This is a genomic window from [Clostridium] innocuum (assembly GCA_012317185.1).
In the GTDB taxonomy this organism is placed as follows: Bacteria; Bacillota_I; Bacilli_A; order Erysipelotrichales; family Erysipelotrichaceae; genus Clostridium_AQ; species Clostridium_AQ innocuum.
This window is the reverse complement of sequence record CP048838.1, coordinates 1,453,934-1,468,178: the sequence shown is the minus strand read 5'-3', so window position 1 is coordinate 1,468,178 and position 14,245 is coordinate 1,453,934. Positions and strand designations below refer to the sequence as shown.

Annotated in this window: 13 protein-coding genes; 2 read left to right on the top strand and 11 right to left on the bottom strand. The window is 45.9% G+C overall.

Annotated features, from left to right (window positions below):
• Nucleotides 1-35 precede the first annotated feature (35 nt).
• The 8 genes from G4D54_07070 to G4D54_07035 all read right to left on the bottom strand — a co-directional run bounded on the left by G4D54_07070 (nucleotide 36) and on the right by G4D54_07035 (nucleotide 7,377).
• The gene (locus tag G4D54_07070; protein QJA02202.1) at nucleotides 36-893 is read right to left on the bottom strand and encodes an ABC transporter permease subunit; all 858 of its coding nucleotides are present in this window, start codon (nucleotides 891-893) and stop codon (nucleotides 36-38) included.
• On the bottom strand, nucleotides 893-1,681 hold the full coding sequence (locus G4D54_07065) for an ABC transporter permease subunit (protein ID QJA02201.1): 789 nt from the start codon (nucleotides 1,679-1,681) through the stop codon (nucleotides 893-895). Before G4D54_07065 ends, G4D54_07070 begins: the two co-directional genes overlap by 1 nt.
• Nucleotides 1,678-2,466 carry a phosphonate ABC transporter ATP-binding protein gene (phnC, locus tag G4D54_07060; GenBank protein QJA02200.1) on the bottom strand — a complete coding sequence of 263 codons (789 nt, stop codon included), beginning with the start codon at nucleotides 2,464-2,466 and terminating at the stop codon, nucleotides 1,678-1,680. Before phnC ends, G4D54_07065 begins: the two co-directional genes overlap by 4 nt.
• A 293-nt stretch (nucleotides 2,467-2,759) precedes the next feature.
• Nucleotides 2,760-3,746, bottom strand: a complete 987-nt coding sequence (locus tag G4D54_07055; protein ID QJA02199.1) for a PhnD/SsuA/transferrin family substrate-binding protein — start codon at nucleotides 3,744-3,746, stop codon at nucleotides 2,760-2,762.
• A gap of 116 nt (nucleotides 3,747-3,862) precedes the next feature.
• On the bottom strand, nucleotides 3,863-4,567 hold the full coding sequence (locus G4D54_07050; GenBank protein QJA02198.1) for a GntR family transcriptional regulator: 705 nt from the start codon (nucleotides 4,565-4,567) through the stop codon (nucleotides 3,863-3,865).
• A gap of 235 nt (nucleotides 4,568-4,802) precedes the next feature.
• Nucleotides 4,803-5,219: a hypothetical protein gene (locus G4D54_07045; GenBank protein ID QJA05167.1), complete on the bottom strand. Its 417-nt coding sequence runs from the start codon at nucleotides 5,217-5,219 to the stop codon at nucleotides 4,803-4,805.
• A 23-nt stretch (nucleotides 5,220-5,242) separates the two neighbouring features.
• On the bottom strand, nucleotides 5,243-6,463 hold the full coding sequence (locus tag G4D54_07040) for an ABC transporter permease (protein QJA02197.1): 1,221 nt from the start codon (nucleotides 6,461-6,463) through the stop codon (nucleotides 5,243-5,245).
• Nucleotides 6,460-7,377 carry an ATP-binding cassette domain-containing protein gene (locus tag G4D54_07035; protein QJA02196.1) on the bottom strand — a complete coding sequence of 306 codons (918 nt, stop codon included), beginning with the start codon at nucleotides 7,375-7,377 and terminating at the stop codon, nucleotides 6,460-6,462. The genes G4D54_07040 and G4D54_07035 overlap by 4 nt, the downstream gene beginning before the upstream one ends.
• Nucleotides 7,378-7,536: 159 nt before the next feature.
• On the opposite strand from G4D54_07035, the gene G4D54_07030 reads away from it, so the two are divergent.
• Both G4D54_07030 and G4D54_07025 read left to right on the top strand, forming a co-directional pair.
• Nucleotides 7,537-7,752 (top strand): helix-turn-helix transcriptional regulator, encoded by a 216-nt coding sequence (locus tag G4D54_07030; protein ID QJA02195.1) that lies wholly within the window; start codon nucleotides 7,537-7,539, stop codon nucleotides 7,750-7,752.
• A 1-nt stretch (nucleotide 7,753) separates the two neighbouring features.
• Nucleotides 7,754-8,644 carry a hypothetical protein gene (locus G4D54_07025; GenBank protein ID QJA02194.1) on the top strand — a complete coding sequence of 297 codons (891 nt, stop codon included), beginning with the start codon at nucleotides 7,754-7,756 and terminating at the stop codon, nucleotides 8,642-8,644.
• Nucleotides 8,645-8,765: 121 nt separating this feature from the next.
• On the opposite strand, the gene G4D54_07020 is transcribed toward G4D54_07025, so the two are convergent.
• The 3 genes from G4D54_07020 to G4D54_07010 all read right to left on the bottom strand — a co-directional run bounded on the left by G4D54_07020 (nucleotide 8,766) and on the right by G4D54_07010 (nucleotide 14,234).
• Complete coding sequence (locus tag G4D54_07020) at nucleotides 8,766-10,088, bottom strand: HAD hydrolase family protein (protein QJA02193.1); 1,323 nt, start codon at nucleotides 10,086-10,088, stop codon at nucleotides 8,766-8,768.
• A 612-nt stretch (nucleotides 10,089-10,700) separates the two neighbouring features.
• Nucleotides 10,701-13,283, bottom strand: a complete 2,583-nt coding sequence (locus G4D54_07015; GenBank protein QJA05166.1) for a cation-translocating P-type ATPase — start codon at nucleotides 13,281-13,283, stop codon at nucleotides 10,701-10,703.
• Between the two features lie 294 nt (nucleotides 13,284-13,577).
• Nucleotides 13,578-14,234, bottom strand: a complete 657-nt coding sequence (locus G4D54_07010) for an ABC transporter ATP-binding protein (protein QJA02192.1) — start codon at nucleotides 14,232-14,234, stop codon at nucleotides 13,578-13,580.
• Between the last annotated feature and the right edge of the window lie 11 nt (nucleotides 14,235-14,245).

Sequence of the window (14,245 nt, the reverse complement as noted above, 5' to 3'; positions counted from 1 at the left end):
TTCCCTGATAATGCTTCTGCAGAACGTATCGGCTTCTAGTCGTTTACGATACTTTTCTGTTTATACAGGGTGATGATGATTTCAAACAGCAGCGCTGTCATAAAGATTGCCAGTACACACAGCCCCACGGTACCATAACCGCCGCTTCGTTGATAGGAATTCAAAATGGAGCCAATCGTCCCCGGAACACCTACAGCAGGACCGATGATCACCGCAGCTGCGAAATTCATTTCACTGCGCATGGCAATCCAGGATAAAAGCTTTGTAAAGGATACCGGGATGACAGCACTCCATACGATCTGCCACCAGCTTCCTCCACTTGCCTTCATCGCCTCCATCGCACCAGGATCTACCTCCTCAAAGGCTTCGGAATACGATTTGATGAAGTAGGCGACACTGTGAAAACTCATCCCCACAATGGCTGTGGTAGCTGTTAACCCGAAGCCGGAAATAAAGATCAGCACCCAGATAATTGTCGGCACGGCACGAATCAGCCCTGCAAAACCGCGTACCATACTGCACACCCATGGATGTGAAAGATTCCGGGCTGCCATAAGTCCCAGCAGGAATCCGATACATGCTCCGATAATCGTCGTGACAAAGGCAAGTGCTATTGTATTGATCAGACTGGTGAATACCTCAATCGCCGTTTTCTGTGTAACGGCAGTGAAATCCAGAAAGCTGCTTAGATACGTGGCAATCAGCTGCGGCCGTACCTGATCCCATCGATAGGGGCAGATGAACAGGATAAAATAGAGAAAGACAAAAGCAAAGACAAGCACCACACTCCGTGACAACAGGCGCGAGGTATCTTTTCTGCGCAGGATATAGCGTCCCTTTTTCTTTTTTTTCAGCGTCGGGGCGGCAGGAGAGGTCAGCGTATATGTTTCCATTAGATAATCCTCTTTCTAATCTGTGCAGATATTTGATCCGTGATAATCACCGTGATTATAATCAGCAGAATGCAGGATGCCATCAGCTGATACCCCGTATAGCCGATATACAGTCCTCCCTGATAAATACTCATCAGATACCCGATACCGCCCCCCGCAAGCATTCCGACGACCGTAGCACTTCGGATATTGTTTTCCGCCGCGTACAGTGTCCAGGAAATCAGAGACGGCATGGTTTCCGGAATCACAGCATGAACGACAATCTGCCAGTAATTGGCACCGGTTGCCTCCAGAGCCTTGATACAGCTGGCATTTGTTTCGTCGATGGAATCCGCAAAGGAACGGGTTAAAAAGCCATAGGAGATAATACACAAGACGAGGAAGCCGAGAAAATCACCGTACCACAGCAGTGGCAGAAGCAGAACCGCCCAGACAGCCTCCGGAATATTTCTGGTCAATGACGCAAGAGCGCGGACCAGATATTTCAGAACCCGGTAACGGGAGGTTTTGCTGGAGATAGCCAGAGAGGAGAAGAAGGCAAGAAGCATGCCGACAAACGCTCCGGCAATGGATATCACAACGGTAATCCAAAGCTGATACAGCTGTTCCCGCAGCTGTGAAAAGTCCATTGGAAGATACGTTTTTGTAAAGCGCACAACGGATACCTGAAAGTTCGCAAGAATGAGACCCCAGTCAATTTCCAGACGCCAGGTACACAGTGCCAGCAGAGCAATGGTGACAGCAGCATACATGCCCAGGGACCGTCTTTTTTTCGTAAAATAGCTCATGCCTTCACCTCCTCCACCTTACTGATCAGCTCATTCATAGGGACTCCGTAAATCTTTTCAATTACATCACTTCCCAGCTCCTGCGGTTTTCCATTGAAAACAATGCTTCCCTGATGCATACCGATAATGCGGTCCGAATAATGCAGGGCAACATCCACCTGATGCAGATTCACAATGCAGGGAATCCTCATGTTTGTGGTAATCGCCTTTAAATGCTCCATAATCACCTTGCTTGACTGCGGGTCCAGAGAAGCAATCGGTTCATCGCAAAGCATAATTTTCGGATTCTGAAGCAAAGCCCGCGCAATCCCGACACGCTGCTTCTGTCCGCCGGAAAGATCACAGCATTTATCATACAGCTTATCTCCCAGTCCCAGCATTTCCAAAAGCTTTGCGGCCTGCTCGATATCCTTTTGCGAATACATTCCCAGCGTACTTTTCCATGTCGGATAATAGCCAAGTCTTCCATGAAGTACATTCTCCAGAACATTCAACCGATAGACCAGATTGTAGTGCTGAAAAATCATACCGATATTCCGGCGGATATCCTTGATCTGCCGTTTATTTGCACACGTTACCTCATAATTGAGAAACTGAATGCTGCCCTCGCTCACATCAATCATCCGGTTGATACAGCGCAGCAATGTACTTTTCCCTGAGCCGCTTGGTCCGATCACCGAGATCAGCTCACCCTCATGCACTTCAAAGCTGGCATAACGCAGGGCCTGAACCGCATTGTCTTCATATGTCTTTGAAACATTTTGAACACGTAATATATCACTCATTCACGATACCACCTTTTCTTTTTTATACCACATGGTTATTGTACCCCGGGTTTGCCTGTTGTGTGTTAAGCGGCTGTTAAGCCTTCGTAATCCTTCCTTTAACGAAGAAAGGCATCGTGTTTCCTTTTCCCATACTGTCTGTTGTATGCATTCCCTTCATCTGTAAAACAGCATTGACATCTGCGGTTTATGAAAAAGAGAATCCGGCGCGATTGATGTATACAATAGCATTGGATTCCCTTTTTTCAATTTGATTTCATATCCCCCATAAGGAGCATACCTTTTGTGTACGCCTACTGATCCTTATACATATCCAGAATAAACTGATAGCGGGAAACATCGGTTTTGAAGAATTTGAAGGTCGCAGGATCCTCTTCTGCCTCAAAGAAGAAGCCCTTTTCCTGATCGAAGAAATCCTTGTTTTTTGCGGTATCCGCTGTCAGGTTTACAAAGTGATCCGTCAGCTTACTGATTTCCTCTTTATTCAGTGCCGAGGTATTTACCCAGAGCGGTCCGTTTGGAACAAAGGTCGTATCCAGTATATCCAGCTGATCCTTAAAGCTGTCGCCATACGTACAGCAGAAAGCACCGGCATATACCTTGTCATTCACCAGCAGCTGAACTGCCCCCTGATGATCTCCTCCGTTTTGCACCTCGGAGAAAACACCTCCATCAGCCGCATTCTTAATATTAATCTGTTCTTTTTTGGACACGGTTTTATCACCATCCGGGCCAAACAGCTTCCAGAACGCCGTTGTTGGTACCAGACATCCGGAGGTAGAGGTCGGAGATACAAATCCGAAGGATTTTCCCTTCAGTGATTTCAGCTTTTCATCCCGACTCATTCCCTGAAAATCAGCCGCATGCTTTTTGTTTGTCGCAATATAGGCATTATAACCACTCTTTTCCGGATCGCCGTTTGGTCCATAGGACAGTATCGGCTGGATCTTATCATCCTTCATATAGGAAGCCGCAAACGTTGCCCCGCTTTCCCATGCAATCTGTGCAGTTCCGGATACCATTGCCTCCATAACCGCATTGTAATTGTCCAGCTTTGCGATTTTCACATTGTAGTTATCGCCCAAAGCCGCCTGTACCTCTTCCTTCAGCATATGAAAAGCCTCACTGCTGCGTTCTGCATTTTCATCCTCATTCGGCAAAAAGGCAATTGTAATATCCTTTTTCTCCCCGGTACCGCTGTTATCCTTTCCAGAGCTGCAGCCAGCCAGCATACTGCAGGATAAGAGCGCTGCCATGCATAGATTCACCATCTTTTTCATCACTGATTCTTCTCCTTTTATCATTTGTTCATGCTTTCTCAGCACATGCATATGATAAGGCTTTTTTGCGGTAAATTTGTGAATGCCGGGTAAACAAATTGTTATATTTCCAACAATCACAGACGGAAAATGAACTTATCTCCCCGATAGATAATGGTGGATAGCTCCAGTATCTCCTTTGTTTTACAATCTCTGCTTACGCCCTTCAGCATGAGACAGGGTACGATTCCACTGACCTTCATGTAGAGACGCTCATCCGTATTCAGTGTGGAAATGGTTAGCTGTGTATCCTCAGTGGCGATATCCTGAATACCCCTGCCTTGAAAATACGCATACAGGCTCGGATTTTTCTGAAGACATTCCCTGATGTTTGGAAAGCTTTTTTCCCGCACATAGGAAATATGCATTGCCGCTGGCATATGATCCAGATATCTAAGCCGTTTCACACAGAGGACAGGCTCTCCCTGCACCACCGCTAAGCGCTCATGAATATCCTTGTGCCAGGCGATGCGCTCACAGCTTAGCAGGCGTGTAGAAAAGCGGCCTGCCAATGGACTCATCTTCATGGAAAAGCTGTCTGTGGAGGACAGTACAAGCTCCACCTTCTCCAGATATCCCGCATAGTAATTGCCCTTTCCCTGCCGAGAGTATACATAGCCCATTTCCTTTAAGCGGTCATAGGCCTTTCGCACTTCGATTCTTGTCAGCTCAAAACGCTGTGCCAGCTCATGCTCGCTTGGAAGACGCTCATCCTTTTTATATGTCTGCTTCTGCATGTTCTCCAGAAGGTAATCCACCACCGGTTCCCAGCTTGTCATCATAACTTCACCTCCCTGATAGTTTATCATGGCATCAGTGCAAACATCATCATTTTACAAAATCTTAACCCTATGCAAACAGAAGAAAAACAAAATGCTTTGATAAGTCTGATTACGAACTCTAAAAGCTCCTATTTCAAGCCGGAATGTGCTCTATAGATACAAACAGAAAAAAGAGGCCTTCTTCCTATATGATAGAAAGAGAAACCTCCTGTTCACAGCCGCTATACAATGATGTTCAATATCCCTGATTCTTCAAAATCTGAGTTATCTGTTCTTTTTTATCGATTGAAAAATTCAGTGTGCCGTAATGAACACCCAGCTCATAATACAGCTGCAGACAGCCATCTTGTTCCTTCTGTGTGATGAGCTTCCCCGGCTGCAAAGGAATTCTTCTTCCGTCCACATACAGGTTGTGCTGTGAGATGCCGCTTCTTCTCATTCCATACAGAATACCAAGTGCCATCAGGATGATCCCATACTGCAGCCGCCTCTCATCGTACAGATTTAAAATGCCAAGTAACAGAAAGGCAGCACAGAAAATATAATTCAATTTCTTATAAACAGCATACACTGTCTCTTCCTGATGCATACGGTACCAAAGGCGCAGTGCCCACAGCAGCATCAAAAGCACCATCGCCAGAAAGGCATACATGATATATTCCAATGACAACGCCTCTAATCTTTTTGCTTTACCATTTTCATGATATGTTTAAGCTTCACGGAATTACCGTAGGACAGCGTACCTCTGCGATACAGTCTGGCACCAATAAGTCCCATGGCGACCGTAGTAGCCGCAAGCAGAGCCAGAGATATCACGATTTCCATTGTGGATACACTTCCCATCGCCACATTGATAAACATGCACATCCAGGAAGAGAACGGCACATAGCACATGATTTTGGCAAGCAGCGTATCCGGATTCTGTAGCGTGATAAAGCTGATGATGAAGACTGCGATTATCAGAAGCTGAATCGGCATAGTGGCACCGTTGACCTCTTCCACCTTGGAGCACAGAGCTCCGATTGCGCCAAACAGGAAGCTGAACAGCAGATAGCCCAGAATACCAAACAGGGCAAAGGTAACCAGCACCAGACCAGGGATATCCAGGAATTTATCCAGCATATGATCCCATACATCCGCATTCAGCTGATAGGCAATCAGGAAGGAGCCAAGCATAATGGCTGTCTGTACGACACCGGCAATCGCCCCCGCAATAACCTTACCGAAAATCAAAGCATTCGGTGAACAGCTCGTTGTCAGTATTTCAATTGCACGGTTGCTTTTTTCACTGGCCACACCGACACCGATCTGATTGCCGTAAATCAGAATCATCATGTACAGCACCAGAATCAGCACATAGGTATAGAAATAATTGTTCATACCGTCCGTTCCCAATACCGTCGTATCCGAAATGACCTCTGTTTGATAAATCGCCTGAACCTTACCTGCATCATACTTCAGCTTTGCCAGCTCACTTGCCTGATACTGCTGTTGAAGCAGTGTTTTAAAGCGTGAGGAATTCGCATCATTCAGGGAGGAATTATTCACATAATATTGGAAGCTCGTCGGCGTTTTCACCTCAAAGCCGGCATCTGCCTCACTTTTCTTCACCTTTTCCTCTACCTCGGATAAGGAATTGGCATAGGAAATCTGAAATTCAGGGAAGTTCTTTTCCGCCAGCTCACGGTTTTTCAAAATACCGCTTCCATCATAAATCAGCATCGTTTTATCCTTTTCTGATGCCGAATCATCCGTTCCCTTATCATCCGAGAAAACACGTGGAATGGACAACAGGACAAAAGCCGCAGCCGCTACCAGCACCGTCGAAATCAGAAATGACTTCTTGCGTACCATTGTCTGTAATTCAAATTTCAGAACCAGTAAGAAATCTCTCATTCCTCATCACCTGCCTTTGATACAAAAATATCAGTTAAGGACGCCTCATACAGCTGGAATGCCTCAAGGTCAACCTCCAGCTCCAGCATTCTTGTAAGCACGTCACGTTTATTGACGTTCGGCTGCAGCTCGATAATAAAGCCGCCGTCCTTTTCCTCATAAATATGCAGCAGCTCCTGACACTGTGTTTCCAGCAGCTCACGAAACTCCTGCTTTTTTGGATACAATGCACGAATTACGATACGGTTCTTTCCGTATTCCTTTTTGATCTGCTTCAGATTTCCCTGCAGCACCACATCTCCATGATGCAGGATAACGATATCCTCACAGAACTCCTCCACATAATTCATTTGATGGGAGGAGAAAATCACAAGCTTTCCATCCTGAATCTGTTCCTGAACGACTTCCTTCAGCGTCTGGGAATTGACCGGATCCAGTCCGGAAAACGGCTCATCCAGAATGACGATATCCGGATCGCACATGAGTGTCTGTGCCAGCTGTGCCTTCTGCTGATTTCCTTTGCTTAAGGTATCCAGAACACGGTTTTCATATTCCTCGATTCCCAGCCGCTTCAGCCACTTCTTCAGATTGGCCTTTGCCTCACCGTGAGACAAGCCGCGCAGCGTTGCCAGATAAATCAGCTGCTCGGAAACCTTTTTCTTCGGATAGAGACCGCGCTCCTCCGGCAGATACCCGATATTGTAATCCTTTGCATGAAAGGTCTTGCCATTCATACTCATATTTCCCTGATCTGCCTTGAACACATCCATTAGAATGCGAATCGTCGTAGACTTACCGGCACCGTTACGTCCCAGCAGTCCCAATGCCTTGCCGCTTGATATGGAAAAGGAAATTCCATGCAGGACTTCTCTTCCGTCAAAGCTCTTATGCAGATCATGCACTTGCAGTTCCATACTGTTTCCCTCCTTAATCTATTTGCATTATAGTACAGATCACCATTCAATGCAATATATATTTTGCATTTGTAAGATATATTTTTCATATCTCCTTGCTTTTCCAGCTTGATTTTCCTATAATAATATACGTAGAAGAAGGAACAGGTGAGTGCAGCTATGAAAAATCTAAAAATCAAAATGGCGCGCATGGAGCTGAATATGTCCCAGGAGGAGCTTGCCGGCAAGGTAGGCGCAACACGGCAGACCATCGGACTGATTGAAGCAGGACGCTACAATCCAACCATCAAGCTTTGCATTAAAATCTGCATTGCCCTGCATAAGCATCTGGATGATCTGTTCTGGGAAGACGACTATGACAAGGAGGAATTGTAGGATGAAGACTTCACTGCTTCGCGACATTATCCGATATGCGAAAACCAAGGGTAAGGCACCGCTGGATGAACGCCAGATGGATACCCTGAAGGACTTGTATATGGAGCTTGCAAAATCCGTAATCCTCGCGTTTATGGTATTCATGATCATTTACGGCTATAAGGAAATGTATCAGAAGGAAAGCACCTTCAATTATATGAGCCTCGCAATGAGTCTGCTTGGAGCCGTCACCTATTATTATCTGCTTCGCTCCTGTTATCAGCAGGTTATCGGCATTGATGTCAATTTTGAAATTCTTGTCATTCCGGCACTCGGATTCACTCCATCACTGCTTATGAATGCCCTGCATGTATGCGGGCTGCTGTTAGATGCGGATGTACTCTTTTTCCGTATTACGACATTTTTATGGCCCTTGTATTTCATTATATTTTATCTGGGGGCAAACAGAGTTTACCAAAGGGGCAGGCAGGCCATGGAACAGGAGATATATCAGGGGGAAATTCACTTTCGCTCCCGTAAGCAGATTGTGAATTTTATCATCATTACCATTATTTTCATATCCATACTGCCGATATCCTTTGACGCGTTGTTTCAAATCGGTATCGTCGCAGGGACGCTGCTGATCCTCTTTATGATCTGCTATTATGGATTTTATACGCCGCACAATGAATATATCCTGAATGAAAGCGGATTGATTTATCATAAATCGCTGTGGAATGGAAGGGGCGGATTTCTGCGCTATGATGAGATCGAAAGCGTCAAACAGCAGGATACCTTCAATGTGGGATATGCGAAGGATAAGGTTTGCATTCACTGTTACGACGGGCGCGATATTCTGCTGTTTCCGGAAAATGCATACCGCTTCTGTGTAGAGCTTGAAAACAACCTCTGAAAAGTCCTCTCTTTCAGTCTTCGTCGATAGCCTTTCCTGTATAAAGAAAAACAGAAAGCTTACAGTGCTTTCCCATTTCCTGTTATGGATATGGAAAGGAAGGCATTGTCGTTTCTGCTTTTTATTTTCTTTTTCGATGGCCGTGATAGCTTCGTTCTATCTCACGTATCACACTGTCCCTTTCCCTGCTTCCCAGCACACAGCAGAGCTCCTGCATATCCGCATCTCCCTCAGATACGGTATAAGCCTCATCTGCACTGCTGATCAGTGCCGCATCCCGTTGATGAGAGGCAAACACGCAGAGACGCTCAAAACCGCCCTCTCTTTGTATAATGTGGACAGCAGCCTGCTTCGTAGCATCCACACTGTATATATCCAATACCTTATATCCCTGATGCTCTTCACTGAACCGGATATGGATTTGTAAATCAGCCGCATAGCTTTGTTGCTGCATCCGCGTATACAGCTGCTGTATGCGTGGTATGGTATCCATAATCGTTATACACACACAGGCATGTGCCTGTGCTTTTTGCTCGTACACATAGCTCTTATACGGCAGCCTGCGCATTTCATGATAATATTCCTCCTCCAGAGGATTGCGGAAATCACTGTAATACACATGCAGAATATGATGCAGGATGACATGCTGAAAGCAATTCATTCCCTCCTCGTCCAACAGCTGCAGCAGCTGCGCCACCTGTTCCTTTTTCATGCAGCGACTGTGCGAATAGGTCTGCGTACGGCAATCATATAGAGCAGCTCCATTCATGACGACAACAGGAAGTGTCAAGGGAATGCCTTCCAGTATGGGCAGCAGCGTTGCCGGTGTACGGGACGTCGCCAGAGTGATGGCAGCCCCCTGCTCCAGCAGCTGACGCAGCTTCACCCTTGTATAGGGAGAAAGCTGTTCATTTTCCTGCAGCAGCGTGTGATCCAGTGTGGATACATACAGCGTCTCTTTCTGCAAATGTACAGGAAGGTGGATGCAGTTGATACCATAGGCAACCGCAATACCAATTAGGGTATCAATCATACGGTTGATCGCGAACAGATAGGGATTCACATCGGCACCGTGCGATACGGTAACACTCATGAACACCACGCAGGAAATATACGAGGCTGAGGTTTTCTTCAGCAGCACGGTAATATAAATCACTGGAATGATCATAAAGGATATGAGAGCATATTGCATAAGCTGCGTATTCCCCGGCAGGATATGCTTTTCAAACAGCAGCACAAGCATTCCGCAGAATCCGCCGACCAAAGTACCGACAACACGGTTGGTCGCAACACGCTGTGTATGGGATGTATCCTGCTGCATGCATAACACAGCCGCAATACAGGAATAAAATACTATCCCCTCCTCATTTCGCAGCAGATAAATCAGAAAGCATAAAAATACTGCCAGTGAAGATTTCAGGATTCGTTTACCAATTCTAGGCATGATACCATTCCTCCAATGGTTATAATTATAGCGCCGTTTTTACAAATGTAAATAGCAGACGGCAAAGGGAACAGAAAACATGTTGTCAAGCTGCTCTTCCTTTACCAATGATAAAGCAGTCCATATGACATGTCATATGGAACGTAAGTGGCCCTATACTGGCATTCCCCTCTAGCGTTTCATACATACCAGTATCCTCCTATGCATAGGCAGGCTCAATGCTCAAAAGTACGAAGTATACAACGGCTTTTCTCACATACACGCTTTCCAGACAGCCATGTCTGAATTTGGCAAAGATAAAATGCCGGCTTCCCATCAGTTTCTCCAGATATTTCCTAGGGTATCCGAACCTGACATGTTCCCAGAGATCGTTATCAGCATAGCTTCTATATCCGGCTCCCTCAAAGGATTCCTTTTCTTTTGTACGATGGCATTGCCTATGTGTTGCACGTAACTGAATCAGGAATACTACATGTTTAAAGTCGGGAATCTCATGTTTTTATAAATTGTGTAAACAGCTGCGCTCCTTTTCATTCTGTGCTATGAAGCAGGTCTAGTAAAAAGACAGTGACCGGACGGTCACTGCCTTAGAGCTTGGTTGCATATCTATCATTAGCGGTGTCTCAGCATTCTGCCAAGCTGAATAAGCGCTGTTGGTATCAGGGCAAGTCCATAAATTGTAAACAGCTGTGTCATGGTTATCGTCGTTACCGAGAATAAGGAATGCAGCGGCTGCCACAGCAGAATTGCATTCAGAAAGCAGAATCCGATCACAAAGGCCAGAATGGAATACTTATTTGTAAACAGACCGATGCGATACAGAGAACGCTGAGAACGACAGTTAAAGCCATGGAACAATCTGGACAGGCACAGGGTTGAGAAGGCCATGGTCGTTGCGATTGCCCAGCTTTCCTTCAGACCCAGAAAATACGCGCTCATTGTCGCAATGGCAATCAGAATTCCCTGGATTCCCAGCTGCTTCATCGTTGCCGGCGTCAGAATACCAACGGATGGATCGCGAGGCTTCTCTTTCAGTATATCCTTGGTGCTGCGCTCCATTCCAATGGCGATAGCAGGAAGGGAGTCTGTCACCAGATTGATAAACAGCAGATGCACCGGCAAAAACGGTACCTGCAGAGATAACAGGGAGGCTGCCAGTACACAGATAATGCCGGACAGGTTACCGGACAGCAGATAGATGATCGCATTCTTGATATTGGCATAAATATTTCTTCCCGTCGCAACAGCCTTGACGATAGTCGCAAAGTTATCATCCGTCAGAATCATGCTGGCGGCATCCTTGCTGACCTCGGTACCGGTGATTCCCATTGCAATACCGATATCCGCCTGCTTTAAGGCTGGAGCATCATTGACACCATCTCCGGTCATTGCCGCAATCTTTCCTTTTTTCTGCCATGCGTTGACGATGCGAATCTTATGCTCCGGAGCAACACGGGCATAGACACGGATGTGCTCCAGACGATTCATCAGTTCTTCTTCACTCATGGCATTCAGCTCCGTACCATCCACACACTGATCCCCGTTCTTATAGATTCCAAGTGCCTTGGCAATACTGCGTGCTGTCACCTTGTGATCCCCGGTAATCATTACCGGAATGATACCGGCACGCTGACAGTTTTCAACAGCGGCCCTGCTTTCCTCACGCGGAGGATCCATTAAAGAAATCAGTCCCAGGAAAATAAGCTGATTCTCATCCTCCACCTCGATATGGTCCTTTTCGACAATCCGTGTCGCAAAGCCCAGTACACGAAGACCGTTATCCGCGAAGGTATGATTCATTTGCAGGATACGTTCACGATCGTCCTCCGTGATATCACGGATGCCCTGTTCCGTCTGTATATATGTTGCTTTTTTCAGAATTTCATCACAGGCCCCCTTCAGCAGCAATCTGTTTTCCCCATCGATTACATGAAGGGTGGACATCAGCTTCCGTTCGGAATCAAACGGATTCTCATCGATACGCGGATATTTCTCTCTGGTTTTCAGTTCATCGATACGATACAGCTCCAGCAAATCTACCAAAGCAAGCTCCGTGGGGTCTCCGATTCGCTGATTTTCATTAGTCGTGGCATCACAGCACAGCGCAAAGCCAAGCAGCAGCAGACGATCCAGCGGTGAGGATTCCTTTAAATTGTTGGCGTGCAGCAGCTCATGATTCCGATATACCTGCTGTGCTGTCATTTTATTCTGGGTCAGGGTTCCTGTCTTATCGGAACAGATAACAGACACACAGCCCAGACTTTCCACGGAATTGATGTTCTTGATGATCGCATTCTCTTTTGCCATCTGGCTTGTCCCCATGGCAAGCACGATCGTCACTATGCTTGCCAGTGCTTCCGGAATTGCGGCAACAGCCAGTGCAACGGCAAACATCAGTGCATCCATAACTGCATTCCCCTGCCATACATTTAAGGCGAATACAAGAATGCAGATGGCGATAATCGCAATACTCAGCTTTTTACTGAAATCATCCAGTGTCTTCTGCAGCGGTGTCTTACGATCCTGTGCTGTATTCATCAGTGTCGCAATCTTACCGATTTCCGACTTCATTCCTACCGCTGTAACAACGACGCGGGCACGTCCATAGGTTACCAGTCCGCTGGAGAACACCATGTTTTTCTGATCTCCAAGACCGCATTCCCCCGTTATGGTATCAACGGCCTTATGCACACTCTCAACCTCACCGGTCAGTGCACTTTCATTGACCTGCAGGGAATGATTTTCAATGATCCGTCCATCTGCGCCTACAACATCTCCGGCTTCCAGAAACAGGATATCTCCCACTGTCAATTCCTGACTGGACACCTCCATCAGCGTGCCGTCACGCAGGACGCGGCTATGCGGTGTGGACAGCTGCTTTAAGGCATCCAGTGATTTCTGTGCCTTGATGCTCTGCACGGTCCCCAGAATAGCATTCATGGTGATAACCGCCAGAATAACGATCGTGCTCTCCAATTCTCCGCTTACCATGGAAATGATAGCTGCGGCAATCAGAATGATAACCAGCAGGTCCTTAAACTGAGAAAGGAAGACGATAAACGGATGCACCGGCTTTACTTCCTCCAGCTCATTTCTTCCATAGGTGTTTTGACGCTCTGCGACTTCCTCGCTGCGCAGACCTGTTTCTACTGCCCCCAGCTCTTCCATTACCTGGGCGACGTCTTTCTCATACATCTGTTTCAATCTCAAGACCTCTACTTTCCTGTTTATGATTCTTTTCTATAGTCTTGACATTTTTTCAAAATAAAAACGAGACTATAGAAAATTTCTATAAGTCTCGTCAATCGCTGAATGCAGGCCAGAAGAGATACACTCTTCGGGTTTGTTGACCGGCTTCACACAGAAATTCTGTGCTGACTACTCCCTTATTGACTTACAGTTTACCATAAAACAGGGACATTTGTAAACCGGATGATGGAAATTTACACAATGTTTACATTATTATTTAACCAAATTCAGATGACTATCCTATTTATTCGTAATATAATCATCAAAATTAGAAAGCATGCCTTCATCCATCCTGTATATTTCATCACACAGCAATTTTAAATCATCTTTGTTATGACTGGCAAGAAGTATCATACAACCTTCATCTCGCATATTCAGAAGCAGTGTCCGTATTTCTCTGATACTTTCTTCATCCAAAGCATTTGTTGGCTCATCCAGTAAAAGCAGCTTCGGATGTTCGAAAATTGCCTGTGCTATTGCCAAACGCTGCTTCATTCCTAAAGAGTATACCTTTACCTTGCGTTTATCATCTGGATCTAAGCTCACCCTACGCAGTGCAGTGCGAATATCCTCATCTGTTGCGACTTTCCTAATTTCTGAAAGCATTTTTAGATTCATATATGCGCTATATTGCGGCAGCAGACTTGTATGTTCAATAATAATCCCCATATCCGGTGGGAAATCAATATCCTCCTGTAGCTTTTGTCCATTTATGCAGATTTCTCCCTCCTCCGGATAAATAAGTCCTGCAATCGCCCGAAGCAGCATCGTTTTTCCAGAACCATTTCTACCATAAAATCCATAAATTTTACCACTTTCAAACCTTGCCGTAATATCTTTCAACACTTTTCTATTTTTCAGCGTCTTCGTAACATGACGCAAAATAAGTTCACTCATATAGTTTATTT

Bases quoted from the DNA above. Each gene is read 5' to 3' on its own strand.
- G4D54_07070 (QJA02202.1), bottom strand. From the start codon at position 893: ATGGAAACATATACGCTGACCTCTCCTGCCGCCCCGACGCTGAAAAAA.
- G4D54_07065 (QJA02201.1), bottom strand. From the start codon at position 1,681: ATGAGCTATTTTACGAAAAAAAGACGGTCCCTGGGCATGTATGCTGCT.
- phnC (QJA02200.1), bottom strand. From the start codon at position 2,466: ATGAGTGATATATTACGTGTTCAAAATGTTTCAAAGACATATGAAGAC.
- G4D54_07055 (QJA02199.1), bottom strand. From the start codon at position 3,746: ATGAAAAAGATGGTGAATCTATGCATGGCAGCGCTCTTATCCTGCAGT.
- G4D54_07050 (QJA02198.1), bottom strand. From the start codon at position 4,567: ATGATGACAAGCTGGGAACCGGTGGTGGATTACCTTCTGGAGAACATG.
- G4D54_07045 (QJA05167.1), bottom strand. From the start codon at position 5,219: ATGTATGCCTTTCTGGCGATGGTGCTTTTGATGCTGCTGTGGGCACTG.
- G4D54_07040 (QJA02197.1), bottom strand. From the start codon at position 6,463: ATGAGAGATTTCTTACTGGTTCTGAAATTTGAATTACAGACAATGGTA.
- G4D54_07035 (QJA02196.1), bottom strand. From the start codon at position 7,377: ATGGAACTGCAAGTGCATGATCTGCATAAGAGCTTTGACGGAAGAGAA.
- G4D54_07030 (QJA02195.1), top strand. From the start codon at position 7,537: ATGAAAAATCTAAAAATCAAAATGGCGCGCATGGAGCTGAATATGTCC.
- G4D54_07025 (QJA02194.1), top strand. From the start codon at position 7,754: ATGAAGACTTCACTGCTTCGCGACATTATCCGATATGCGAAAACCAAG.
- G4D54_07020 (QJA02193.1), bottom strand. From the start codon at position 10,088: ATGCCTAGAATTGGTAAACGAATCCTGAAATCTTCACTGGCAGTATTT.
- G4D54_07015 (QJA05166.1), bottom strand. From the start codon at position 13,283: ATGTATGAGAAAGACGTCGCCCAGGTAATGGAAGAGCTGGGGGCAGTA.
- G4D54_07010 (QJA02192.1), bottom strand. From the start codon at position 14,234: ATGAGTGAACTTATTTTGCGTCATGTTACGAAGACGCTGAAAAATAGA.